The organism is Telluria sp. ZB2R32, from assembly GCF_059685715.1.
In genome coordinates, this window is record NZ_JCASIG010000003.1 from 532365 (window position 1) to 557067 (window position 24703).

Annotated in this window: 18 protein-coding genes and 5 tRNA genes; 17 read left to right on the forward strand and 6 right to left on the reverse strand. The window is 65.7% G+C overall.

Annotated elements, in window-relative coordinates:
• Positions 1–52 precede the first annotated feature (52 nt).
• From cheY to AC56LG_RS11805, 3 genes are read left to right on the forward strand one after another with little or no spacing between them, the layout of a single operon-like run.
• Entirely contained in the window at positions 53–445 is a 393-nt protein-coding gene (cheY, locus tag AC56LG_RS11795) for a chemotaxis response regulator CheY (protein WP_192052371.1), read from the forward strand.
• A gap of 2 nt (positions 446–447) precedes the next feature.
• Positions 448–1095, forward strand: coding sequence for a protein phosphatase CheZ (cheZ, locus tag AC56LG_RS11800; RefSeq protein ID WP_497166289.1), 648 nt, complete (start codon positions 448–450; stop codon positions 1093–1095).
• A gap of 56 nt (positions 1096–1151) precedes the next feature.
• Complete coding sequence (locus AC56LG_RS11805; RefSeq protein ID WP_497166290.1) at positions 1152–2357, forward strand: EAL and HDOD domain-containing protein; 1206 nt, start codon at positions 1152–1154, stop codon at positions 2355–2357.
• 183 nt (positions 2358–2540) lie between these two features.
• Here AC56LG_RS11805 and AC56LG_RS11810 read toward each other — a convergent pair whose 3' ends face one another.
• The 6 genes from AC56LG_RS11810 to metG all read right to left on the reverse strand — a co-directional run bounded on the left by AC56LG_RS11810 (position 2541) and on the right by metG (position 8947).
• Positions 2541–3272, reverse strand: coding sequence for a PilZ domain-containing protein (locus tag AC56LG_RS11810; protein WP_497166291.1), 732 nt, complete (start codon positions 3270–3272; stop codon positions 2541–2543).
• Between the two features lie 18 nt (positions 3273–3290).
• Positions 3291–4130: a pantoate--beta-alanine ligase gene (gene panC, locus AC56LG_RS11815; RefSeq protein ID WP_497166292.1), complete on the reverse strand. Its 840-nt coding sequence runs from the start codon at positions 4128–4130 to the stop codon at positions 3291–3293.
• 36 nt (positions 4131–4166) lie between these two features.
• On the reverse strand, positions 4167–5045 hold the full coding sequence (locus AC56LG_RS11820) for a segregation and condensation protein A (RefSeq protein WP_497166293.1): 879 nt from the start codon (positions 5043–5045) through the stop codon (positions 4167–4169).
• A gap of 30 nt (positions 5046–5075) precedes the next feature.
• A complete protein-coding gene (locus tag AC56LG_RS11825) occupies positions 5076–5276 on the reverse strand; it encodes a DUF3460 family protein (RefSeq protein WP_497166294.1) in 201 nt (66 codons plus the stop codon).
• Between the two features lie 73 nt (positions 5277–5349).
• Positions 5350–6666 carry an enoyl ACP reductase FabMG family protein gene (locus tag AC56LG_RS11830; RefSeq protein WP_497166295.1) on the reverse strand — a complete coding sequence of 439 codons (1317 nt, stop codon included), beginning with the start codon at positions 6664–6666 and terminating at the stop codon, positions 5350–5352.
• A gap of 139 nt (positions 6667–6805) precedes the next feature.
• Positions 6806–8947, reverse strand: coding sequence for a methionine--tRNA ligase (gene metG / locus AC56LG_RS11835; RefSeq protein ID WP_497166296.1), 2142 nt, complete (start codon positions 8945–8947; stop codon positions 6806–6808).
• Between the two features lie 147 nt (positions 8948–9094).
• On the opposite strand from metG, the gene apbC reads away from it, so the two are divergent.
• The 14 genes from apbC (at position 9095) to AC56LG_RS11905 (ending at position 24661) form a co-directional block, all read left to right on the forward strand.
• Positions 9095–10183, forward strand: a complete 1089-nt coding sequence (apbC, locus tag AC56LG_RS11840) for an iron-sulfur cluster carrier protein ApbC (protein WP_497166297.1) — start codon at positions 9095–9097, stop codon at positions 10181–10183.
• Complete coding sequence (locus tag AC56LG_RS11845) at positions 10184–11203, forward strand: RNA methyltransferase (protein WP_497166298.1); 1020 nt, start codon at positions 10184–10186, stop codon at positions 11201–11203.
• Positions 11204–11377: 174 nt separating this feature from the next.
• The gene (locus tag AC56LG_RS11850) at positions 11378–13924 is read left to right on the forward strand and encodes a bifunctional diguanylate cyclase/phosphodiesterase (protein ID WP_497166299.1); all 2547 of its coding nucleotides are present in this window, start codon (positions 11378–11380) and stop codon (positions 13922–13924) included.
• Positions 13925–13966: 42 nt separating this feature from the next.
• Positions 13967–15349, forward strand: coding sequence for an aminotransferase class I/II-fold pyridoxal phosphate-dependent enzyme (locus AC56LG_RS11855; RefSeq protein ID WP_497166300.1), 1383 nt, complete (start codon positions 13967–13969; stop codon positions 15347–15349).
• A complete protein-coding gene (locus tag AC56LG_RS11860) occupies positions 15342–18935 on the forward strand; it encodes an AMP-binding protein (RefSeq protein WP_497166301.1) in 3594 nt (1197 codons plus the stop codon). The genes AC56LG_RS11855 and AC56LG_RS11860 overlap by 8 nt, the downstream gene beginning before the upstream one ends.
• A 30-nt stretch (positions 18936–18965) precedes the next feature.
• Entirely contained in the window at positions 18966–20369 is a 1404-nt protein-coding gene (gene gltX, locus AC56LG_RS11865; RefSeq protein ID WP_497166302.1) for a glutamate--tRNA ligase, read from the forward strand.
• Between the two features lie 75 nt (positions 20370–20444).
• Positions 20445–20520 (forward strand) — tRNA-Ala (locus AC56LG_RS11870).
• A gap of 46 nt (positions 20521–20566) precedes the next feature.
• A tRNA-Glu gene (locus tag AC56LG_RS11875) sits at positions 20567–20642 on the forward strand.
• Positions 20643–20732: 90 nt separating this feature from the next.
• Positions 20733–20808, forward strand: a tRNA-Ala gene (locus AC56LG_RS11880).
• Positions 20809–20847: 39 nt separating this feature from the next.
• A tRNA-Glu gene (locus AC56LG_RS11885) sits at positions 20848–20923 on the forward strand.
• A gap of 46 nt (positions 20924–20969) precedes the next feature.
• Positions 20970–21045, forward strand: a tRNA-Glu gene (locus AC56LG_RS11890).
• 65 nt (positions 21046–21110) lie between these two features.
• Complete coding sequence (gene earP / locus AC56LG_RS11895; RefSeq protein ID WP_497166303.1) at positions 21111–22271, forward strand: elongation factor P maturation arginine rhamnosyltransferase EarP; 1161 nt, start codon at positions 21111–21113, stop codon at positions 22269–22271.
• 67 nt (positions 22272–22338) lie between these two features.
• Positions 22339–22914 carry an elongation factor P gene (locus AC56LG_RS11900; RefSeq protein ID WP_192052358.1) on the forward strand — a complete coding sequence of 192 codons (576 nt, stop codon included), beginning with the start codon at positions 22339–22341 and terminating at the stop codon, positions 22912–22914.
• Between the two features lie 145 nt (positions 22915–23059).
• Positions 23060–24661 (forward strand): amidase, encoded by a 1602-nt coding sequence (locus tag AC56LG_RS11905; protein WP_497166304.1) that lies wholly within the window; start codon positions 23060–23062, stop codon positions 24659–24661.
• Positions 24662–24703 lie beyond the last annotated feature (42 nt).

The window sequence follows — 24703 nt, forward strand, 5'->3', positions numbered from 1 at the left end:
GCCAGCGACTCAAGCCACACTAACCATAGTAAAGAATCAAACGGAGTAATTCATGGCTGATCCAAAGATGCGTTTCCTGGTTGTTGACGATTTCTCGACGATGCGCCGCATCGTCCGGAACTTGTTGAAAGAACTGGGCTACGCCAACGTCGACGAAGCGGAAGACGGCGTCATGGCGCTGGCCAAGCTGCGCAGCGAGCAATTCGACTTCGTGGTCTCGGACTGGAACATGCCCAACATGGACGGTCTGACCATGCTGCAAAACATCCGTGCCGATCCCGCACTGGCCAAGCTGCCGGTGCTGATGGTCACCGCGGAAGCGAAGAAGGAAAACATCATCGCGGCGGCCCAGGCCGGCGCCAGCGGCTACGTGGTGAAGCCATTCACCGCGGCCACGCTCGACGAGAAGCTCAACAAGATCTTCGAGAAAATGGAAAAGGCCTGATCATGGTCGAGCCGATCGCCGCAGTTGCTTCGGACCCAGTCGCACACGACGAAGTCCTGATCCGGGTAGGCCACATGACGCGCGCGCTGCACGACAGCCTGCGCGGCCTGGGCCTCGACAAGCTGGTCGAAAAGGCGGCCAGCGACATTCCGGATGCGCGCGACCGGCTCGATTATGTGGCGCGCCTCTCCGAACAGGCCGCCAGGCGCGTGCTCGACGCCACCGATACGGCCAGCCCCCTGCAGGATGCGGTCGAAAGCCGCAGCGCCGAGGTGCGCACGTCCTGGCAGGCGCTGCTGGACGGCGGCAACGGCGGCGAGGCCGACTGGCGCACCCTGGCCGAACGCACGGTGGCGACGATGGCCGAGAACGAACGCGCCGCAGCCGCCACCCGTGCCGAGCTGATGAACATCATGCTGGCCCAGGACTTCCAGGACCTGACCGGCCAGGTGATCGGCAAGATCACCTCGATCGCGCAAGACCTGGAAAAGCAGCTGGTGCAAGTGCTGATCGATTTCGCCCCGAGCGAAATCCGGCGCGAGCTCGACAGCGGCCTGCTGAACGGTCCGCAGATCAAGCCGGAAAACAACACCGAGGTCGTGGCCAACCAGGGCCAGGTCGACGACCTGCTCGACAGCTTGGGGTTTTAAGCAGCAACTTGAGTACCGGCGGCATCCAGCCGCTTCTGTATTAGCGCGGGCACGTCATGCATCACACCAACTATATTGTCCGCGAACCGCTGCTCGATTCCGCGCAGCGCGTCATCGGTTACGAATTATTGTGGCAGCGCGGCGGCCAGGCCATGCTTGACGCCGACCTCGAACAGTTGGTCGGCTTCGTCGCCGAGCACGTCAACCACGACGAGCACGGCTGGCTGCTGCGCGACAAGCAACTCTTCCTCGACGCCGTTCCGGCGATGCTCTCCACCGATGCGCTGTTCAACCTGCCGCCCGAACGCACGGTGCTGAGCCTGCAGGCGCGCCACCTGATGGACCCGAACGCCCGCGCCGCCGTGCAGGCCGTGCGCGCCGGCGGCGTCGGCATTTCGCTGCGCGGTCTCGAGGTCAAGCACCTCACGCCCGCACTCGCGCCGTATGCTTCGCACGTCGAGATGCGTTTTTCCGGCATCAACGTGGCCGAGCAGGCGCGTACCTACGCGGCCGCCCGGCAAGCGGCGCTGCGCATGGTCGGCCGTCCGGTCACCAACTGGATCGACTACGACGCCTGCGCCGCGCTCGGCCTCGATGCCTTCGTCGGCAAGCTGCACCTGACGCCGCGCCCGGGCAATCCCGTGAAAGGGCTGAACCCGGCCCAGACCATCATTCTGCAATTGATGCAGATGGTGCAAAACAACGACGACATTCCCAAGCTTGAAAGCGTGCTGAAACGCGACCCGGCGCTCACCTATAAACTGCTGCGCAACATCAATTCGGCCGGTTTCGGCGCCGGGCGCGAAGTGCAGTCGATCCGCCAGGCCATCAGCCTGATGGGCTACGCGCCGCTGTACCGCTGGCTGACCATGCTGCTGGCCAGCGCCAGCGCCAGCGGCTACTCGCCGGTGCTGATGGAAACAGCCGTGGTGCGCGGGCGCCTGACCGAACTGCTGGGTTTGCATACGCTGCCGAAAAGCGAGGGCGAACACCTGTTCGTGGCCGGCATGTTCTCGCTGCTCGATCGCCTGCTCGGGTTGCCGATGAAAGAAGTGCTGGAGACGATTCCGCTGCCGCCGGAAGTCGTGCGCGCGCTGATGGCGCGCGAGGGGATGTACGGACCTTACCTGGCGCTGGCCGAGGCCTGCGAGCTCAGTTCGAACCTGGTCGGTGCGCTGGCCGGGTCGCTGGGCCTGACCCCGCTGGAAGTGAACAGGGCGCACCTGTCGGCGCTGGCGTGGGCGCAGGCGGTGACGCAGTAGGGCAGTGATCGCCATTCAAACGCTGTGACCGATGTTTGAATGTGTCGTTGAGCATGTGTTTCGAACGCGTGGGCACAAGTGCCCACCCTACGCTACGCTATCTTTCCATGAACTTGCTACGGACGGTCGTGCACCGTAGGGTGGGCACTTGTGTCCACGCGGATGCGGCCCATGCGTGTCGAATCACTTTCTGGAACCCGACGTCACCAGATGCTCCAGATTCTGCTGCATCTGCATCTCGATACTGTCGAAGCTGCACCCGACCTGCACCTGTTCGCCCAGCAAGAAGCTGCGGAAAGGGCGCAGCAGGCGGATTTCGAGGTCGGCGACGATCGCCAGCGCCGGGCCCAGCTGCAGGCGCACGCTCTTCAATTTTCTTCCGATATACAGTTCCGCCGCTTCACCGGGCGTCGCGCGCAGGCCGACGCCGCCGGTCGAGTAGTCGCACAGCGGCAGCTCGAACTGCTTGTTCATCAGCGTGAAGGTGGCGGCGTAGCTGCCGCTGATCGGGGTATCCAGGCGCGGCGCCGCGCGCCGGTTCAGGACCAGGCAGGTTTCCGGGAACACGGCCGGCACCATATTCGGCGTATCGGGGAGTGCAGCCCAGTCGCTGTCCAGGTCGAACTGCAGCCTGGCGTTGCCCTCGAGCGCGGCGACGAAGGTGGCGCGGCCGGCGGGGAGGTCGGCGGCGACGTCGAGCGTGAATTGCGGTTCTTCCGGGTGTACGAAGGCGATGCGCACCAGGGTCGGCTCCCCCAGGCTCGGATAGACCGTCAGCGGCTGGCCCAGCCGGGCCAGGCTGGTGAGGGTTTCGCCGATGTCGAAAGGATCGCGCATCGCGTGCGGCGACGCATCGGCGTCGATGCGCGCGAGGACGCCGGCTGGGTGGGGCGGGTTGTGTGGGGTATCGGTCACGGCGGCGATCCTTCGCCTTCAGATTTCGAGGTTGTCGATCAGGCGCGTGGTGCCGAGCTTGGCAGCAGCGAGCACCACCAGCGGCGCGCCCTGCGCCAGGTCGCCGGCCGAAGGCGGCTGCAGGTCGATGCGTTTGCGCACCGAGATGTAGTCCGGCTTCCAGCCGCGCGCGGCCAGTTGCGCCATCGCTTCGCGTTCGACCGAGAAGATGTCGAGGTGGCCGCCGCGCATTTCGTTGGCGACGAAATTCAGGCCCTGGTACAGGGCCGGCGCTTCGGCGCGCTCTTCCGGAGACAAGTACATGTTGCGCGAGGACAGCGCCAGGCCGTCTTCGGCGCGGAAGGTTTCGGCGCCGATGATTTCGGTCGGCAGCGCGAACTGGCGCGCCATGTTACGCACGATCATCAGCTGCTGGTAATCCTTCTTGCCGAACACGGCCACGCGCGGCTGCACGCAGGAAAACAGTTTGGTCACGACCGTGCACACGCCGCCGAAGAAGCCGGGGCGGAATTCGCCTTCCAGCGTATTGCCGAGGGTATCGGGCGGCTGGACGCGGTATTCCTGCGGTTCCGGATACAGGTCCTTCTCGGTCGGTGCGAACAGCACGTAGACGCCTTCCTTTTCCAGCTTCTCGACGTCGGCCTGGAAGGTGCGCGGGTATTTGTCGAAGTCTTCGTTCGGGCCGAACTGCAGGCGGTTGACGAAGATCGAGGCCACCACCGGGTCGCCATGCTTGCGCGCCAGGCGCATCAGCGACAGGTGGCCTTCGTGCAGGTTGCCCATCGTCGGCACGAAAGCGGTGCGCAGCTGGCCGCGCATCTGGTCGCGCAGTTCGTCAATGGTCGTGATGATTTTCATAATTGGATGCTTAAAAATGTGTGCGCGGCATGAGGCCTATGCCGGCGAGTATGCCAGGCGCACGTAGATCGGTGCGAAGGGCTCGGCCTGGGTGATTTCGACCAGGGTTTCCTTGGCCAGTTCGAGCAGGGCGACAAAGTGCACGACGACGATCGGTACCGAGGCTGCGCCATGGAACAGTTCGCCGAATTCGACGAAGCGCTGTGACTGCAGCGTGCGCAAGATCGCCGACATGTGCTCGCGCACCGACAGTTCCTGGCGCCCGATGCGGTGGTGCTGGGTCAATTTCGCGCGGCGCAGCACGTCGAGCCAGGCGCGCTGCAGGTCGTGCGGGTCGACCTGCGGCCAGACCGGCTCGAGACTTTGCTCGACCGGCAGCGAAGGACGCTGGAAATCGCGTCCTTCCTGCGGGATCAATCCCAGGTTCACGGCCGCGATCTTGATCTGTTCATATTCCAGCAGGCGCCGCACGAGTTCCGCGCGCGGGTCGCCGCCGTCGTCGATCAGGTCATCCTGGCGCTTGGGCAGCAACATGCGCGACTTGATCTCGATCAGCATCGCGGCCATCAGCAGGTATTCGGCCGCCAGCTCGAGGTTGCTCTTGCGGATCTCCTCGACGTATTCCAGGTATTGCAGGGTGACCTGCGCCATCGGGATGTCGAGAATATTGAAATTCTGCTTGCGGATCAGGTAGAGCAGCAGGTCGAGCGGGCCTTCGAAGGCGTCGAGGAAGATCTCGAGGGCGTCCGGCGGGATGTACAGGTCGTTCGGCATGCGCAGCAGCGGCTCGCCGTACAGGCGCGCGATGGCGGCCGCGGCGATGTCGTCGAGGCCGGCCGGATCGGCCGGGTCGACGATTGCCGCGGCAGGCAGGTCTGCGGCGACGACGTCGCCCGCCTCTGGCGCCTCAGGCACAACCTGCTCCGGCAACACGCCCCTCAGCCTTTAGAACTTGGTCTGGTACGGATAGGCGTTCTGGCGCAGGCGCGATTCCTTGATGCGCGCTTCTTCGTCGAGCGAAATCGGCAGCTTGTCCCACAGCAGGGAACGGCCTTCCTGCTGGCGCTGTTCCATGCCCGGCGTCTTGGACTTCAGCTCGTCGATGAACTTGGTGTGCTCGGATACGTAACCGGTAAATTTAGGCATTGTCTTGGTCGATAAAAAGGTAAGCCGGAACGGCGAGGCAGATTGTTCTGCCCATACGTTCCGGCGTCAAGGATTACGGGTGCAGCGCGTTGAGTTGGCGTGCAATGATGTCGTGGTTCAGCCACACGACCGGTGCAATCTTTTCCGACGCGCCGTGGAACATCAGCGGACCGGCGCCTTCCAGCACCAGCGAGGACAGGTGGTCGGTGATCAGCGCCTTCTTGTCCTTGTGCAGGTTGGTGATGGCTTCCGAAGTGCCGATCATCACGTCCGCCAGGGCCGGGGTGTTGTCCATCGGCCAGGCTTCGAAGTTGCGGAACTGGGCGCTGGTGGCATCGTTGTTGTATTGCTCGATGGTGTCGAGCAGCGATTGCAGCGAGCTGCCTTCGCCCAGCAGGTCCTGGCAGATCTGCCATTGCTGGTCGGCCCATGCTCCGCCGCCTTCCTTTTTCAGCGCAGTCAGCAGCGGGAACAGCGACAACTCGACGCCGACGAAAATGTCCGACGAATTGGTGCGGATTTCCGGGCAGTTGAAGACGGTGGCCGTCACGCCCTGGTTCCAGGCGGCTTGGGCGATACTTTCCAGGCGCATCTTGGCATAGCCCTGGGTGTAATTCGTGTAGGTCTGCCACTGGTATTCGCCGCCGATCAGGATCTCGGTGCCGTGGTAGCCGTAGGCGGTATAGCGCACTTCGCCGCCGGCTGCCGTCACGCGTTCGCGGATCGTGCGCGAGGCGTCGATCAGGTACTTCAAGGTGTTGGCGCTGACTTCGTCGAAGTTCATCAGGATCAGCTTGCCGAGATCGCTGTCGAGCAGGGCGCGCGAGGACATGAAACGCTCGCCGCGGCCTTTGTAGATGCGGTTGGCAATGGCCAGGAAAGCCTTGATGCGGGGAATACCGCCCGCCATGGTATGGGCGAAGAAGACATTCGCACCTGCCGGCACCAGCGTGTCGATCTCGGCCATGACCTGGGCGGCCGACTCAGTGAAGCGGCGCACGCCGGCTTCGCGGCAGCGCTCGATCTTTTCCCAGTCCAGCTTGTCTTCCTGCCAGCTTTTCAGGGTGATGCCGGACAGCATTTCGGTCGGATTCTGTTCGCCTTCCGGGGCGTCCATGTCGAACCCGGCCATCAGCGGCACGTTGATGATGCGTCCACCGAGTTTTTCTTCCGCTTCCGCGTGTTCTTCGGCGCTCAAGGCGCGCAGGGCGCCGGTCTCGTCGCGGCGGCCGACGGTAATGCCGACGATCGTCATGCCCGCGGCGCGCGCCTCGTCGATGAGGCCGTTCACATAGCCGCGGCCGAACAGTTCGCCGAAGAGGACGAAGACGTCGCCCTTGCGGAACACGTTGGCGGTAGGGATGTGGCGCAGGGGAGTGAGTTCGGTCATGTTATTTTCTACCTCTCAAGGAGTTTGTAGGGGCGTCTGGAGCGCGTGTTTCTTGACGAAAAACGGCATTATAACGCCGCCGTGCGCCCCGGAAAGTGCTCGTTCCAGGGCGCTGTTGCTACATTGTTGCTGTATCTAATCAGCGGATGCGCATGCCCGGCGTCGCGCCCGGCATCGGGTCGAGCAGGTACAGGCCCGGATTGGTTTTCTCGTCGGCGGCCGAGGCGCACAGCACCATGCCTTCGGAAACGCCGAATTTCATCTTGCGCGGCGCCAGGTTGGCCACCATCACCGTCAGCTTGCCGACCAGGTCTTCCGGTTTATACGCCGACTTGATGCCCGAGAACACGTTGCGGTGGCGGCCTTCGCCCACGTCCAGCGTCAGGCGCAGCAGCTTGCCGGCGCCTTCGACGTGTTCGCAGTTGACGATGCGGGCCACGCGCAGGTCGATCCTGGTGAAATCGTCGATCGAGATTTCGGGGGCGAGTTCTTCGATGTCGGCGCCGTCGTCCTCGACCGGAGCGCTTGCGGCAACGGCGAGGCTGGCATCGGACACAACCGCAGTCGGGGCAGGCACCGGCTTGTCGAACAAGTTCTCGACCATCTTGGCGTCGACGCGCTGCATCAGGTGGCTGTAGGCGCCGATCGTGCGGCCCAGCATCGACGCGGTGACGGCGTCACCTTGCGTATCGGCCCAGCTCAGGGCACTGTCGCCCAGGAATTCCGAGACACGCGCGGCCACTTGCGGCAGCACCGGCGACAGCATGATCGTCAGCTGGCGGAACAGGATCAGGGCCGTGGTGCAAACGTCGTGCAGTTCGGCCGTCCTGGTGTCGTCCTTGGCCAGGATCCACGGCTTGTTTTCGTCGACGAACTGGTTGGTGACGTCGGCGATCTCCATGATCTCGCGCAATGCCTTGCCGAATTCGCGCGCTTCGAAGCTGGCGGCGATGCTGGCCTGGCGCTCGGCGCCCTCAAAAGTCAAGGCCTTGGCGATCCAGCCGCGGGCGTTGTCCGACAGTTCGGACGCCAGCTTGCCGTCGAACTTCTTGGCAATGAAACCGGCGCAACGGCTGGCGATGTTCACGTACTTGCCGATCAGGTCGCTATTCACGCGGGCGACGAAATCCTCGCCGTTGAAGTCGAGGTCTTCGACTTTCGCGTTCAGCTTGAAGGCGAGGTAATAGCGCAGCCATTCCGGGTTCATGCCCAGTTCCAGGTAGCGCAGCGGCGAGATGCCGGTGCCGCGCGACTTCGACATCTTTTCGTTGTTCACCGTCAGGTGGCCGTGGACGGCGACCTTCAGCTTGTCGATGATCGGGTGGCCCGAGAAATTCAGCATCGCCGGCCAGAACAGCAGGTGGAAGGAAACGATGTCCTTGCCGATGAAGTGGACCTGCTCGGCATGCGGGTCCTTCAGGAAGGCGTCGAAGTCGAGGCCCTGCTTGTCGAAATAATTCTTCAGCGACGCCAGGTAACCGACCGGCGCGTCCAGCCAGACATAGAAGAATTTACCTGGCGCATCCGGAATCGGGATGCCGAAATAAGGCGCGTCACGGGAAATATCCCAGTCGGCCAGCTTTTCGCCGGATTCGCCCAGCCACTCGGAAACCTTGTTCACCATTTCGGGCTGCAGGCGGCCCGGCGTGTTCAGCCATTCCTTCAAGAAATGGAAGCAGCGCGGGTCGGACAGCTTGAAGAAATACTGTTCGGACGGTTTGAGGACCGGAGTCGAGCCGGTGAAGACCGAGTACGGGTTGATCAGCTCGGTCGGCTGGTAGGCGGCGCCGCAGACTTCGCAGTTGTCGCCGTACTGGTCCTTCGCATGGCACTGCGGGCACTCGCCCTTGATGTTGCGGTCGGCCAGGAACATGCCCTTGACCGGGTCGAAGAAGCGGTCGACGGTTTTGGTGACGATCAGGCCGGCATCGCGCAGCTTGCGGTAGATGCCCTGCGAGAGTTCGACGTTTTCCGGCGAATCGGTCGAATACCAGTTGTCGAAGCCGATGTGGAAGCCGTCGAGGTACTGGGCGCGGCCGGCGGCGATCTTGGCCACGAATTCCTGCGGGGTAATGCCTTCCTTTTCGGCGGCGATCATGATCGGCGTGCCGTGGGTGTCGTCGGCGCAGACGAAGTGCACTTGCCTGCGGGTGTCGCCGTCGCGCTGCATTCGCTGGAAGCGGACCCAGATGTCGGCCTGGATGTATTCCATCATGTGGCCGATGTGGAAGGCGGCATTCGCGTAGGGCAGGGCGGTAGTGACGAACAGCTTGCGGGTCATGGTCGAAACGCTATTGGAAGAATGAAAGAAAACATTTTACCAGTGGATGGCCCTGAACGCGCAGGGGGTATTCCTCGGGTTTATCGGGATAGCCGGAGGGATTGGGCCGATTTTTGCTACACTGCGCCCATCACATTGGAGAAATACATGAGCATTACTGCAGACGACGTCAAGCTCGCATTGGCAAAGGTCATCGATCCTAATACGGGCAAGGACTTCGTGTCCTCGAAATCGGTCAAGAACATCCAGGTCGACGGTGGCGACGTTGCTTTCGATCTCGAGTTGGGTTATCCGGCGAAAAGCCAGGTTGCGCCGCTGCGCTCGCTCGTCGTGAATGCCGTCAAGGGCATTCCGGGCGTCAGTAACGTCAGCGTCAGCGTCCAGGTCAAGATCCTGTCGCACGCGGTGCAGCGCGGCCTGAAGGTCATGCCGAACGTGAAGAACATCATTGCCGTTGCTTCCGGCAAGGGCGGCGTCGGCAAGTCGACCACGGCCGTCAACCTGGCCCTGGCCCTGGCGGCCGAAGGCGCCAGCGTCGGCGTGCTCGATGCCGACATCTACGGCCCCTCGCAGCCGATGATGCTCGGCATTAATGCGCGTCCGGAAAGCACGGACGGCAAGACCATGGAACCGCTGGAAAACCACGGCGTGCAGGTATCCTCGATCGGCTTCATGATCGATCCGGACGAGCCGATGGTCTGGCGCGGCCCGATGGTCACGCAGGCGCTGCAGCAACTGCTCGAACAGACCAATTGGCGCGACCTCGATTACCTGATTGTCGACATGCCGCCGGGCACCGGCGACATCCAGCTGACCTTGTCGCAGAAAGTGCCGGTTACCGGTGCCGTGATCGTCACCACGCCGCAGGACATCGCCCTGCTGGACGCACGTAAAGGCCTGAAAATGTTCGAGAAGGTCGGCATCCCGATCATCGGCATCGTCGAAAACATGAGCACCCACGTCTGCTCGAACTGCGGCCATACCGAAGCGATTTTCGGCCATGGCGGCGGCGAAAAGATGTGCCAGGACTTCGGCGTCGATTTCCTCGGCGCGCTGCCGCTGACGATGTCGATCCGCGAACAGGCCGATTCGGGCCGTCCGACGGTGGTCGCCGATCCGGACGGCGCGGTGGCGACTGTCTATAAGGAGATCGCGCGCAAGGTCGCCGTCAAGGTGGCGGAGAAGGCGAAGGACATGACGAGTAAATTCCCGACCATCGTCGTCAAGAACGACTAAATGCGGATTGGTGCGATCCGGGAGCGGCTCGCCGCTCTCGGTGCCTTGCCCGAACACCAGGCGCGCGTCCTGCGCGACTGGGTGCAGGGCGCGCCGCACGACCGCGGGCGGCGCCGCCCCGCAGATTATTTACCCAAGGCTGTGCGTGACGCACTGCCGGCGCTGGACGCCGAGCTGGCGGGACTGGTACGCGTCATCAGCACGCATGCGGCCGAAGATGGCTCGGCGCGCCTGCTGGTGGGGCTGGCCGACGGCCAGGCAGTGGAGACCGTGCTGTTGCCGCGCGACGGGGTCTGCGTGTCGAGCCAGGTCGGTTGCGCCGTCGGCTGCCGCTTTTGCATGACCGGGCGCGACGGTTTATTGCGCCAGGTGACGAGCGGCGAAATCGTGGCGCAGGTGGTGCTGGCGCGGGCGCAGCGGCCCGTCAAAAAGGTCGTGTTCATGGGCATGGGCGAGCCGGCCCACAACCTCGACAACGTACTGGAAGCCATCGACCTGCTTGGGGTCAAAGCGAATATCCCGCATAAAAACCTGGTGTTTTCCACCGTCGGCGACCCGCGCGCCTTCGAGCGCCTGGCGCAGGGCCGCGTCAAGCCGGCGCTGGCGCTGTCGCTGCACACGACCAAACCGGCATTGCGCGCCGAGCTGCTGCCGCGCGCGCCGCGCCTGTCGCCCGCCGAGCTGGTCGCATTCGGCGAAGCCTATGCGCGCCTGAGCGGTTATCCCATCCAGTACCAGTGGACGCTGCTCGAAGGCATCAACGATGACGAAGAAGAACTCGACGGCATCGTCGCACTACTGCGCGGCAAGTACGCCATCCTGAACATGATCCCGTATAACACCATCCCCGACCTGGCCTTCCGCCGCCCCAGTTGGGAACGGGCGCGGGCAATTGCGGCATCCCTGCACGCGCGCGGCGTGCTGACCAAACTGCGCGACTCGGCCGGGCAGGACGTCGAGGGCGGTTGCGGGCAGTTGCGCGCACGCGTCGCGCGGTCCATCCCGCTCAAACGGGCCTGAGCCAGGTATCGATTTCCGCCTTTTCGGCGAAACACGACAAATTTTCTTGTCAAGCGTTGCGCGCATGCTTTTCCGCGTTGTTTCTGTTCAAAAATAAAGTCTGTAGGAAATTTCCTTCCTACACTGGCGGTTGACCCTATTCGCCAATCGGCCTTCTGGCCGTACCAAGGACACATGAACAGCACCTGCGCGCGCTGGAGCGACCGTTATATGGTCGCCAATCACTGGTTCATTCCTGCAGCCCTGCTGGACCAGGCCGCCAGCGCCCGCGCGCGCGCCGAAAACGTCGTCAACGCCGCCTTGCTGGCCGCTACCGCCGGCCCGTTCTACGCACTCGCATACCACCTGCTGGGATTCGACATCGCCGCCATCGAGATCCTGCTGTGCTGCGCCTGCATGCTGTGTTCGCCCTTGCTGCTGCGCGTCAGCGGCAGCATCTGGGCTGCGCGCGAACTGTTCCTGTGCGCGCTGTTCTTCAATTTCACTTGGCTCAGTTTCAATCTGGGCGGGATCGGCGCGCCGACGGCTAGCTGGCTGATCACCGCGCCGCTGGTGGCGATGTTCCTCGGCGGCGTGGCCAGCGCGCTGTTCTGGCTGACGCTCAGCTGCACGGCCGCGGTCGTCATCTATGCCTTGCCCGGGGCCGGCTATCCGCTGCCGGTCCACCCGGTGACCGACATGGCGCTGCTGTATCTGGTGTGCCATCTCGGCTTGTTTATCGTCGTGCTGATTTTCGCGTTGCTGTTCGAACTGACCAAGACCCAGGGTTTCGTGAAACTCGAGCAGGCGCTCGGCACCATCAACGAGCTGGCGATCCGCGACGAGCTGACCGGCGTGCACAACCGGCGCTATCTGCTAAGCCTGATCGAAAAGGAAAAGGAGCGCTGCGACCGCAATGGCCGCGTTTTCTGCCTGTGCCTGCTCGACATCGACTTCTTCAAGCGTATCAACGACACCTGGGGCCATGCCGCCGGCGACACCGTATTGCGCGCCTTTGCCGAGACCGTCCAGGGCAAGGTGCGCGGCAGCGACAGCTTCGGGCGCTATGGCGGCGAAGAATTCCTGCTGATGCTGCCCGAAACCCCGTCCGCCGACGCGATGGTGCTGGCCGGACGCGTGCGTGCGGCGATCGAAAAGATGCGCTGCCAGGATGGCGGCAACGAGATCGCACTGACGGTGTCGATCGGCGTGGCAGAGTACCGCGTGGGCGAGGCGGTCGGACTGGCGGTTGCGCGCGCCGACGAAGCCTTGTACCTGGCCAAGTCGAGCGGACGCAACCGGGTGGTGTGCCATGGGGAGGCGACGGCGCCGGCGGCGCAGGCACTGCGCAGCGGCGAGGCCGGCAGCGCCGGCTTGCGCGACCTGGGCGCGAGTGTGGGGCGGATGCTCGAGGGCGTGCACTGCGACCAGCTCACGGGGCTGCTGAACCGCCGCCTGCTGCGCGACCGCCTGCGCCACGCCATGGACCGCGCCGACCGCAACCGCCGCCTGGTGGCGCTGCTGCTCCTGAATATCAACAAGTTCAAGGAAGTCAACGACGCCCTCGGCTGCGAGGCCGGCGATGCGCTGCTGGTGCAGGTCAGCGCCAACATCCGCCAGTGCCTGCGCGACGGCGACACCGTGGCGCGCTGGAGCGGCGACGAATTCGTCGCCCTGCTCGAGGACATGGGCGAGGAAGTCGATGCGCGCCAGGTGGCCGAAAAAATCCTCGACCGCTTCGGCTTGCCGCTCTCGCTGGGAGCGGCGGTGGGCGAGCGCGAATGCTTCGTCACGCTGTCGGTCGGGATCGCGCTGTATCCGGCCGAGGACTGCGACCTCGACGCGCTGCTCAAGCGCGCCGACATCGCCATGCGCAGCGCGCGCGCCTGGGGCGAAAACAGCGTGCACCTGTATTCGAGCGCAGCCTGCGAGCCGCAAAGCGAGCGCCTGACGCTGAAGAACGGCTTGCGCGAGGCACTCACGCGCGGCCAGCTGTTCCTCGAATACCAGCCGCAGGTCGACCTGGGCACGCACCGCATCGTCGGCGTCGAGGCGCTGCTGCGCTGGCAGCATCCGGTGTACGGCCGCATCGATCCGGGCCGCTTCATTCCGCTGGCCGAGGAAACCGGCATGATCGTGCCGATCGGCGACTGGGTGCTGCGTACCGCCTGCGCCCAGAACCGCGCCTGGCGCGACGCCGGCCTGCCCGGCGTGAAGACGGCGGTGAACCTGTCGGCGCGCCAGCTGCGCCATCCCGGCATCGCCGCGCGCGTGCTCGAAATCGTCCAGGACGCGGCGCTCCCCAACGGCTGCCTCGACCTCGAAATCACCGAAGGCGTCCTGATCGACGACCTGGCCGCCAACCGCGAGGTCCTGGGCGCGCTGCGCGCGGCCGGCGTGCTGGTCTCGATCGACGACTTCGGCACCGGCTACTCGAGCCTGAACTACCTGTCCGAACTGCCGGTCGACGTGCTCAAGATGGATGGCCTGTTCGTGCGCCGCCTCGGCCAGAGCGTGCGTGCGCGGCCGTATGCGATCGCCGAGGCGATCGTGGCGATGGCGCAGCGGCTCGAACTGAAAGTGATCGCCGAATGCGTCGAAACGGCCGAACAGCTGGGCGACCTGTGCGCCATGCGCTGCGACGAAGCCCAGGGTTACCTGTTCCACCGTCCGCTGCCCGCCGAGCAGGTCGGTGCGCTGCTGGCGCGCCAGGCCGACCAGCAGGCGCTGGCGCCAGCCTGATTTCATTTCCCCCGTTTTTCCCTTTTTTGCGAGGAGTACACCGTGCACGAGGAAACGATCGTCTTCGAGCGGGCCGCCGACGTCGCGCAACTGGAAGCCTGCGGCGCGCTGCGCGGCAGCGTCGCCCAGTTCGCGCAGCCGCGCGGCGCCAACCTGATGCGCCGCACCGAGGCGCTCGACAGCTGGTGCCGCCTGCGCGCCGAGCATGGCGTCTGGCAGTACGCGCGTGCGCTCGACGGCGCGCCGGGGCCGGAGTCGAACCTGCACGACGAGGGCGCGCCGCCGAATACGGCAACGCGCGGCATCAATTTCGCCTCGCAGGATTACCTGTCGCTCGCATCGCACCCGGCGATACGCGAAGCGGCCCAGGCGGCGCTCGAGGAGGCCGGCCCGCACAGCGCCGGCTCGGCGGTCCTGCTGGGGAACAACCGCCTGTCGCTGGCGCTGGAGGCGGCGCTCGCCGAACTGGTGCAGATGGAGCACGTGACCCTGTTTCCGACCGGCTGGGGCGCCGCCTTCGGCGCGATCACGGCGCTGGTGAACGCGCGCGACTACGTGCTGGTCGACGGGCTCGCACACGCGTCGCTGCGCCAGGGCGCCAATGCCGCCACCCGCAACGTGGCGCTGCACCGCCACCTCGACACCGGCCACGTGCGCGAACTGCTGGCCGCGATCCGCGCGCGCGATACCGAGAACGGCATCCTGGTCGTCACCGAAGGCCTGTTCAGCATGGACGCCGACATGCCCGACCTGCCGCTGATGCAGCACCTGTGCCGCGAGTACAACGCAACCCTGCTGGTCGACGTGGCGCACGACCTGGGGGCGCTCGGACCGGGCGGCAGCGGCAGCCTGGGCATGCAGTCGATGCTGGGCAAGGTCGACCTGGTGATGGGCGCGTTCTCCAAGACCTTCGCCTCGAACGGCGGCTTCGTCGCCTGCGCCTCGCGCGCAGTGAAACGCCAGCTGCAGCTGTTCGCCGGCCCGCACCTGTTTTCGAACGCGCTCTCGCCGGTACAGGCGGGCTGCGTGCTGGCGGCGCTGCGCATCGTCGCCGGCGGCGAGGGCGACGCGCTGCGCGAAGCGCTGCTGGCCAATGCCGTGGCGCTGCGCGCGGGCCTGGCCGAAACCGGGATGCGCTGCCTGGGCGTGCCCTCGGCGATCGTGCCGCTCTGGATCGGCAGCGAACAGGTGGCGCGCCTGGCCGGGCGCACGCTGGCGCGCGAAGGGGTCTTCGTCAACGCCGTCGAGTACCCGGGCGTGCCGCTGGGGGCGGCGCGCCTGCGCCTGCAGGTGATGGCCGGACACCGGCCGGCCCAGATGCGCCAGGGCGCGCGCATGATCGGCGCGGCGGTGAGCGGCGCCGTCGCCGCGCTCGGCGTCGAGCCGGCGCGCCAGCCCGCCCCGCGGGAGCGCGCCCGTGGCTGAAGCTTCCGAACCGGCCATCGTCCTGCTCGCGCAACAGTTGCGCGAGCGGGCAGCGCGCACACCGGAGCGCATCGCCTACACCTTCCTGCGCGAAAACGGCAGCGAACAACATATCGGCTACGCCGCGCTGGCCGCGCGCGTCGATGCGCTCGCCACGCACCTGCGCCGGCACGCGGACCCCGGCGCGCGCGCCTTGCTGCTGTATCCGGCCGGGATCGATTTCATCGTCGCCTTTTTCGCCTGCCTGGCGGCCGGCGTGGTCGCGGTACCGGCGGCGCCGGCCAACCGTGCGCGCGACGCGGTGCGCCTGGCCGGGCTGGTGAGCGATGCCGCCCCGGCGCTGGTGCTGTGCGCGCCCGAAGCGCATGACGCCACCGCCGCGGCGCTGGCGCGTGCCGGGTGCGCGGCGCCGCTGCTGGACGCCGGGCCCGCTGCGGGGAGTGCGGTCCTGCCGCTGCCGCCGGTGGACAGCGTCGCCTTTCTCCAATATACCTCCGGCTCGACCGGCCAGCCGAAGGGCGTCGAAGTCACCCACGCCAACATCGCCGCCAACGTGGCCGCGATCGGCAGCGCCTTCGGCTTCCATCCCGACACGGTCATGGTCAGCTGGCTGCCGCCGTTCCACGACATGGGCCTGATCGGCAGCATCGTCGCGCCGCTGGCGATCGGCTTTCGCTCGGTGCTGATGGCCCCCGGCGCCTTCCTGCGCCGCCCGGGCGCCTGGCTGGAAGCGGTCACGCGCTACCGCGCCACCTGCAGCGGCGGACCGAATTTTGCCTGGGACCTGTGCCTGCGCCGCATCGGCAGCGCGCACAGGGCGGCGCTCGACCTGTCCAGCCTGGAGGTGCTCTACAACGGCGCCGAACCGGTGCGGGCGGCGACGTTGGCGCGCTTCGCCGACACGTTTGGCGCTTGCGGCCTGCGGCCCGAGGCGGTCTTTCCGTGCTACGGCATGGCCGAGGCGACCCTGCTGGTGGCCGGCGGGCCACGCGCACGGGCGCCGCGCACCTTCACGGTCGATGCCGCCGCGCTCGAACGTGGCGTAGTAGCCGAAGGCGCGCCGGGCCAGGCCGGCAGCCGCACGCTGGTCGGTTGCGGCGTGCCGGCGCCGGGTGTCGAGGTGGCCGTAGTCGACCCGGCGCGCTGCGTGCCGGCCGCCATCGGATCGATCGGCGAACTCTGGATCGCCGGGCCGGGTGTGGCGCGCGGCTATCATGGCCGGGCGCAGGACAGCGCCCAGCTGTTCGGCCTGCGCGTGGCCGGGGCGCCGCCGGCGCTGGCCGGCGCGCGCTGGCTGCGCAGCGGCGACCTTGGCTTCGTGCATGCGGGCGAAGTCTATATTACCGGCCGCCGCAAAGATGTCATCGTCGTCCATGGCCGCAAGATCCATGCGCGCGACGTTGAAGCGCTGGCGGAAGACGCCTGTGCGGAACTGGCGCCGAACAGCTGCGCGGCCTTTGCGCTCGACGGCGAGGAGAACGAAAGCCTGGCGCTGGTGGTGGAGGCGCCGCGCGCGCTGGCCCGCGGCGGCGACGTCGATGCGCTGGCGCGCCGCATTCGTGCAGCCGTGGTGCACGGCACCGGCATCCCGCTGCATACGCTGGCCTTCGTGGTGCCGGGCGGCTTCCCGCGCACCACCAGCGGCAAGGTCCAGCGCGCACGCTGCAAGGAGGGGCTGCACAAGGGCAGCCTGCCGCTCCTTGCGATGAAGTGGGCAAATTCGGCGCCCGGCATGGAAGGCAGCGCCGAGCGCGCCGATGCCGTCATCGGCTGGCTGCGCAGCTATGCGGCGCGCCGGCTCGATTCGCGCCTGGCCGACGAGCGCCGTTCGCTGGCGCCGCATGTGCTGCTCGACTTCGGCGCGCGCGGCCTGCTCGGGCTGCAGGCGCCGCAGGACAGCGGCGGCCTGGCGCTGGCAACGCGCGACCTGGTGCGCGTGATGGCGCAACTGGCCGCGATCGACCTGACCCTGGCCACCATGGTCGGCGTGCACAATGGCCTGGGCCTGCGGCCCTTGCTGCGCTTCGCGCCCGAGCCCTTGCGCGCGCACTGGCTGCCGCAGCTGGCCGCCGGTCGCCAGCTGGCCGCCTATGCGCTGAGCGAGCCGCAGGCCGGATCGAACCCGCGCGCCATCGGCACCCGCGCCGACCGCATCGACGGCGGCTGGCGCCTCACCGGCGAAAAGCACCTGATCGGCCTGGTGGCCTGGGCCGGCGTGCTGACCGTGTTCGCGCGCGCTTTCGACCCGGTGGGGCGGGCGCTCGGCACCGTGGCGCTCCTGGTTCCGGGCGACGCGCCGGGCCTGCAGCTGGGACCGGAAGCGCTGACCATGGGCATGCGCGCGATGCCGCAAAGCGCGGTGCGCTTCGATGGCGTGTTCGTGCCCGACGCCCAGGTGCTGGGTACGCCCGGCGCCGGCATGGACGTGGCCCAGGACGCGATGGGCTTTGCGCGCCTCGGCATCGGCGCCCTGTGCGTGGGCGCCATGAAGCGCTGCCTGCAATTGATGACCCGTTATGCCGCGCGGCGCGACGTCGCCGGCGGGCGCCTGTTCGACAATCCGCTTACGCTGCTGAGCCTGCACGAACTCGATTGCGCGATCGGCGCGGCCGAAGCCCTGGTCGATGCGCTGGCCGGCAGCATCGACGACGGCGCCGCGCTGCCGCTGGACGCCTGCAGCGCCTGCAAATGCGTGCTGTCGGAATTGTTGTGGGAAGCGGTCGACCGCCTGATGCAGATGCTGGGCGGGCGCGGCTACCTGGAAACCAACCTGGCGCCGCAACTGCTGCGCGACGCGCGCGTGCTGCGCATCCTCGAGGGGCCGAGCGAAGCCCTGTATGCGCACCTGGGCGCGCTGGTGCGCCTGCCCGGCAATCCGATCGCGCAGGCGGTCGAACGCTGCGGCGCGCCCGATTACCTGGCGCTGCTGGCGAACCTGCCGGCGCAGGGCAGCGGCGCCTGGCAGGACGGGCGCAACGGCGAATTCGCCGCCTGGACCCTGCTGGCGGCGGCCGCCCGCGGCGAAGCGGCGGCCTGGGCGGCGCGGCGCCTGGACGCGTTGCGCCGCCAAGTGGAGGTCGAGAGCGCGGCCGTCACCGATTGCCCGCCCGCCGGTGCGCTGCTGGCGCGCGTCGCGCAGCACGCGCTGGCGATCGGCGACGTCGAGCAATGCGCGCCGGGCGAGGCGGGCGGGCTCGACGCCTTGCTGCGCCAGGCGCTGGCCGAGGCAATCGAAGTGGCCATCGTACCGGCGCCACCCCCGGCAGCGCCGTCAAGCCTGGACCTGGTACACGCCTGCCTGCAGCGCTGGCTGCGCGAAGGCGGTCTCGGGGACGCGGGCATGGGTGGCGCGGAGACGGGCCTTGCGGCCTGGGGCGTCGATACGCCGTTCAGCGACCTCGGCATCGATTCGCTGGCTTCGGTGCCGCTGGCGCTCGAAGTCGAGCAAGCCAGCGGGGTGCCGGTCAGCGCCGAGCTGCTCTACGATTACCCGACGGTGCGGCTGCTGGCCGGCTATATCGACGAACAGTGCGGGGAACAGAGAGAGGCGGCCACGGCGCTGCCCGCATCGGACGCATCGGGGTAGAATAGCCCCTTTACCCTTACGCTTTTCGCCATGACCGTCCGCACACCCGTCCGTACCCGCTTTGCCCCCAGCCCGACCGGCTACCTCCACCTCGGCGGCGCCCGCACCGCGCTGTATTCCTGGGCCTTTGCCCGCCACTTCGGCGGCACCTTCATCCTGCGCATCGAGGACACCGACCTCGAGCGCTCGACGCCGGAAGCGGTGCAGGCGATCCTGGACGGCATGCAGTGGCTCGGCCTGGCGCACGACGAAGGCCCGTTCTACCAGATGCAGCGCATGGACCGCTACCGCGAAGTGGTGGCCGGCATGCTCGAAGCCGGCACCGCCTACCTGTGCTACTGCTCGCCGGAAGAAGTCGAGGCGATGCGCGAGCGCATGCGCGCAGCGGGCGAAAAGCCGCGCTACGACGGCACCTGGCGTCCGGAACCGGGCAAGACCCTGCCGAACGTGCCGGAGGGCGTGAAGCCCGTCGTGCGTTTCAAGAATCCGCTGGACGGCGAAGTGACCTGGAACGACGTCGTCAAAGGCCCGATCACGATCGCCAACAAGGAACTCGACGACCTGATCATCGCGCGTCCGGACGGCACCCCGACCTACAACTTCTGCGTGTCGGTCGACGACTGGGACATGAAGATCACCCACGTGCTGCGCGGCGACGACCACGTGAACAACACGCCGCGCCAGATCAACATCCTGCGCGCGCTCGGCGCCGAGCTGCCGGAATATGGCCATCTGCCGATGATCCTCGGTCCCGACGGCCAGAAGCTCTCCAAGCGCCACGGCGCCGTCAGCGTGATGCAGTATCCGGAGCAGGGCTATCTGCCGGAAGCGATGCTGAACTACCTGGCGCGCCTCGGCTGGAGCCATGGCGACGACGAGATCTTCTCGATGGAACAGTTCACCGAGTGGTTCAACCTCGAACACCTGACCGCCTCGGCGGCCCAGTTCAATCCAGAAAAGCTGGCCTGGCTGAACAACCATTACATCAAGGCCGCCGACAACGAGCGCCTGGCCGGCCTGGTGCGTCCGAAGCTGGAAGAGCAGGGTGCGCAGTTCGACGGTTCTCCGGCGCTGCCCGGCGTGCTGGCCCTTGTGAAGGACCGCGCCAACACGATCAATGAACTGGCCGATGCATCGATGCTGTTCTACCGCACGCCACAGCCGGATGCGGCGCTGCTGACCCAGCACCTGACCGACGCGGTGCGCCCGGCGCTGGCTGCCTTTGCCGAGCGTTGCCAGACGGTCGAGTGGAACAAGGCGGCCATTGCCGCCATGCTCAAGGAAGTGCTGGCCGCGCACGGACTGAAGATGCCGCAGATCGCCATGCCGCTGCGCTTGCTGGTCACGGGCCAGCTGCAGACGCCGGCCATCGATGCGGTGCTGGAACTGTTCGGACGCGAGGCCGTTTTGGCCCGTGTAAATAAGGGACTGTAATTCGTTTGATCTTCTTCAAAACGGTATTTGCGTAATGCAAGAACCCCCGCTATAATGCTCGCACTTCAGCAGTACGGGGGTATAGCTCAGCTGGGAGAGCGCTTGCATGGCATGCAAGAGGTCAGCGGTTCGATCCCGCTTACCTCCACCAAGTTGAAGTGCAGTTTGTAGTAAATAGTAGTAAGCGGTAGTTCAGGGTCCCCATCGTCTAGAGGCCTAGGACATCACCCTTTCACGGTGAGTACCGGGGTTCGAATCCCCGTGGGGACGCCAGAGTGTTGGCAGAAGTTTGCCGAAAGCTGCGCCAGCGGCAGCGAGTAGTAGAAGCAAGAGCAGTATGGTATGATGTTGTTTTGCCCCGTGGGGGGTATAGCTCAGCTGGGAGAGCGCTTGCATGGCATGCAAGAGGTCAGCGGTTCGATCCCGCTTACCTCCACCACGTCGAAGAATTCGTAGTTTGGTAAGTCGGTAGTTCAGGGTCCCCATCGTCTAGAGGCCTAGGACATCACCCTTTCACGGTGAGTACCGGGGTTCGAATCCCCGTGGGGACGCCAAGAATTTGGCAGTAGTAGTAAAAAGTAGTAATCGGAACAGTTTTAGGTCCCCATCGTCTAGAGGCCTAGGACATCACCCTTTCACGGTGAGTACCGGGGTTCGAATCCCCGTGGGGACGCCAGTAGTTGCAAAAAGCCGCCTTGAGCGGCTTTTTGCTTTTCCAGTCCCTTTTTATTCGGTCGTACCATGTCCACCTCCCCATCGCTCGCCATTTTCTGCAAGGTCGTCGACAACTACGGCGACATCGGCATCTGCTGGCGCCTCGCGCGCCAACTGCATGGCGAGCATGGCGTGGCGGTGACGCTCTGGGTCGACGACCTGGCCAGCTTCCGCCGCATCTGTCCCGACGTGGATATCGCGGCGGCAGTGCAGACCGTCGCCGGCGTCGCGGTGCGCCACTGGTGTGGCCAGGACGGTGAATTCAGCCCGGCCGAGGTCGCCGACATCGTCATCGAATTTTTCGCCTGCGATATTCCGCCGGGTTACGTCGAAGCGATGGCGGCGCGCACGCCGCGGCCGGTCTGGCTGAACCTGGAAGGCTTGACGGCGGAAGAGTGGGTCGAGGGTTGTCACCAGCTGCCGTCGATGCACCCACGCCTGAAGCTGACCAAGCATTTCTTTTTCCCCGGCTTCACCGCCCATACCGGCGGCCTGCTGCGCGAAGCGACGCTCGAGCGGGAACGCCTGGCCTTCCTCGCCGAGCCGGGGAGGGTGCAGGCCTTTCTGCAGGGACTCGGCCTGGCCGATGCCGAAATCGATGCCTGTAAAGTCTCGCTGTTCTGTTATCCGCACGCGCCGGTCGCCGAACTGTTCGCGGCCTGGCAGGGTGGCGAGCGCAAGGTGACTTGCCTGGTTCCCGAAGGCGTTGCCGCCGGTGCGGTCGCCGCGTTTCTCGGTACGGAGGCAGTCGCAGGCGCCGTGGCCACGCGCGGCATGCTGACCGTGCGCGTGCTGCCCTTCGTGCCCCAGCCCGACTACGACCGCCTGCTGTGGGCCTGCGACCTGAACCTGGTGCGCGGCGAGGATTCCTGGGTGCGCGCCCAGTGGGCCGGTAAACCGTTCGTCTGGCACATCTATCCGCAAGACGAGAACCTGCACCACAAGAAACTGCGCGCCTTCCTGGGGCGCTATGCGCCGGACGTCGGCAGCCTCGACGCGTTCATGCTGCACTGGAACGGCGCCGCAACGGCAGACGCCGACTGGCCCGCCCTGTGGTCGGCGTTGCAAGGTGACGCGGCCGTCCTCGCCGCCCGCTCCGAGGCGTGGCGGAAAGAGATGGAGGGCAATGGCGACCTTGCATCGAACCTGCTCGCATTTGCTACTCACATTGCCACTTCACTTCGATAGGCACGGCCCGGGTTACGTGATATCATGCCCGGTTACTGCAACCCCTTTTTAGAATACTCAGACTCCTATGAAACCCGCAAAAGAGATCCGTGTCGGCAACATCATCATGGTTGATGAGAAGCCTTTTATCGTGCTGCGTTCCGATGTCAACGGCTCGAGCCGCACGGGCTTCACCTACAAGTGGAAGATGAAGAATCTTCTGACCAACGCTCCGCTGGAAAACGTGTTCCGTGGCGATGACAAGTTCGACGTCGTCGTGCTGGACAAGAAGCCGGTGACCTACTCGTACTTCGCCGATCCACTGTACGTCTTCATGGACGAAGAGTACAACCAGTTCGAAATCGAAGAAGAAAACCTGGGCGACGCGCTGCATTACCTGAAAGACGGTATGGAATGCGAAGCCGTGTTCTATGACGGCAAGGCCATCTCGGTCGAACTGCCGACGACGATCGCACGCCAGGTCATCTACTCGGAGCCAGCGGTCAAGGGCAACACCTCGGGCAACGTCCTGAAAGAAGCCAAGATCGAGAACGCCATCGAAGCCCACCAGCACATCGTCATGGTGCCGCTGTTCGTGAGCCAGGACGACACCATCGAGATCGATACCCGCACCAACGAATACAAGCGCGTGGTACGTAACTAAGCCGTCACTGATCGACGAGCTGGTACGAAAAAACGCTGCCCTTTGCCGGCAGCGTTTTTTTTCGTCCCGACATTCCTGTGCAAATGGTGCTGGACAGAAAGCACTGCTATGCTATTGCTTTACTAAAATAACAGTGGAGAGCAGCATGGATCGCAGGGATTTCGTTCGACTCGGTGTGGCCGCCGGCGCAATGGCCGGCGCGGTGGCGCAGGCAAGCGCCGCGGCGATGCCGAAAGGCGTTGCACTCGACAACCTGCTCGACGCCGGCGTGCGCGAGCAGGGCGCGGCCATGGCGGCCGGCAAGCTCAGCTCGCAGCAGCTGGTCAGGCGTTACCTGGCGCGCATCGCCGCCGTCGACAAGGCCGGTCCGCGCCTGAATTCCGTCATCGAACTCAATCCCGATGCCCTCACCATTGCTGCCGAGCTCGACCGCGAACGCGCGGCCGGCAAGTTGCGCGGTCCGCTGCACGGCATCCCGGTCTTGCTGAAGGATAACATCGCCACCGGCGACAAGATGAGCACCAGCGCCGGCTCGCTGGCCCTGGACGGCGTGCGCGCCACCCGCGACGCCTTCGTTGCCGAGCGCCTGCGCGCGGCCGGCGCCGTCATCATCGGCAAGACCAACTTGTCGGAGTGGGCCAACATGCGCTCGACCCACTCGGTCAGCGGCTGGAGCGGCCGCGGCGGCCAGACCAAAAATCCCCACGCGCTCGACCGCAACACCAGCGGCTCGAGTTCCGGTTCCGGCGCGGCGATCGCCGCCAGCCTGGCCACGCTGGCGGTCGGCACCGAGACCGACGGCTCGATCGTGTCGCCGAGTTCGAGCTGCGGCATCGTCGGCCTGAAACCGACCCTGGGCCTGGTCAGCCGCAGCGGCATCATCCCGATCGCCCACTCGCAAGATACCGCCGGCCCAATGACGCGCAGCGTGGCCGATGCCGCCCTGATGCTGGCCGCCATGACCGGCATCGACAACGACGATGCGGTGACGAAAGAAAGCCAGGGCAAGATCGCCGACTATGCGGCGGCCCTGCGCCTCGACGGCTTGCGCGGCAAGCGCATCGGCGTGGCGCGCAATTTCTTTGGCGGCAGCACGGCCGTCGACGAAGTCGTCGAGAAGGAATTGGCGGTGTTGAAGGCGCAAGGCGCGATCCTGGTCGACGTCAAGCTGCCGAACACCGACAAGTACAACGAAACCGAAGTCGAAGTGCTGCTGTCCGAATTCAAGCCCGACCTGGCCGCTTACCTGGCCGGCTACGCCCCGCATGCGCCGGTCAGGAACATGGCCGACGTGATCGCATTCAACGACAGGAACGCGTCTCGCGAAATGCCGTTTTTCGGCCAGGAACACCTGATCGCGGCGCAGGAGAAGGAAGGGCTGGAGGGCAAGGCCTACCGCGAGGCGCTGGCCAACAACCGCCGCTATTCGCGCGAAGAGGGCATCGACAAGATCCTGCGCGAAGAAAAGCTGGACGCGCTGGTGGCGCCGACCGGTGGCCTGGCCTGGCTGACCGATTACATCAATGGCGACCACTACGGCATGAGCTTCTCGTCGCCGGCGGCGGTGGCCGGCTACCCGCACATCACGGTGCCGGCCGGTTTTGCGCGCGGACTACCGGTCGGCATCTCGTTCGTCGGCGGCGCCTATAGCGAAGCGACCCTGATCGGCATGGCCTATGCCTACGAGCAGGCGTCGAAGCGGCGCCGCGCACCGGCCTTCCCGGGTTCGGTCAACATCAAGGCTTAAACAATTGTTTGCCGGCACCAACAAATGTTGGTGCCGTACTTC

What these genes read in the sequence shown, in the direction of transcription:
- cheY (WP_192052371.1), top strand. Translation starts at nt 53, where the DNA reads ATGGCTGATCCAAAGATGCGTTTCCTGGTTGTTGACGATTTCTCGACG.
- gltX (WP_497166302.1), top strand. Translation starts at nt 18,966, where the DNA reads ATGACCGTCCGCACACCCGTCCGTACCCGCTTTGCCCCCAGCCCGACC.
- earP (WP_497166303.1), top strand. Translation starts at nt 21,111, where the DNA reads ATGTCCACCTCCCCATCGCTCGCCATTTTCTGCAAGGTCGTCGACAAC.
- AC56LG_RS11830 (WP_497166295.1), bottom strand. Translation starts at nt 6,666, where the DNA reads ATGACCGAACTCACTCCCCTGCGCCACATCCCTACCGCCAACGTGTTC.
- metG (WP_497166296.1), bottom strand. Translation starts at nt 8,947, where the DNA reads ATGACCCGCAAGCTGTTCGTCACTACCGCCCTGCCCTACGCGAATGCC.
- cheZ (WP_497166289.1), top strand. Translation starts at nt 448, where the DNA reads ATGGTCGAGCCGATCGCCGCAGTTGCTTCGGACCCAGTCGCACACGAC.
- AC56LG_RS11850 (WP_497166299.1), top strand. Translation starts at nt 11,378, where the DNA reads ATGAACAGCACCTGCGCGCGCTGGAGCGACCGTTATATGGTCGCCAAT.
- AC56LG_RS11900 (WP_192052358.1), top strand. Translation starts at nt 22,339, where the DNA reads ATGAAACCCGCAAAAGAGATCCGTGTCGGCAACATCATCATGGTTGAT.
- apbC (WP_497166297.1), top strand. Translation starts at nt 9,095, where the DNA reads ATGAGCATTACTGCAGACGACGTCAAGCTCGCATTGGCAAAGGTCATC.
- AC56LG_RS11905 (WP_497166304.1), top strand. Translation starts at nt 23,060, where the DNA reads ATGGATCGCAGGGATTTCGTTCGACTCGGTGTGGCCGCCGGCGCAATG.
- AC56LG_RS11845 (WP_497166298.1), top strand. Translation starts at nt 10,184, where the DNA reads ATGCGGATTGGTGCGATCCGGGAGCGGCTCGCCGCTCTCGGTGCCTTG.
- panC (WP_497166292.1), bottom strand. Translation starts at nt 4,130, where the DNA reads ATGAAAATCATCACGACCATTGACGAACTGCGCGACCAGATGCGCGGC.
- AC56LG_RS11825 (WP_497166294.1), bottom strand. Translation starts at nt 5,276, where the DNA reads ATGCCTAAATTTACCGGTTACGTATCCGAGCACACCAAGTTCATCGAC.
- AC56LG_RS11805 (WP_497166290.1), top strand. Translation starts at nt 1,152, where the DNA reads ATGCATCACACCAACTATATTGTCCGCGAACCGCTGCTCGATTCCGCG.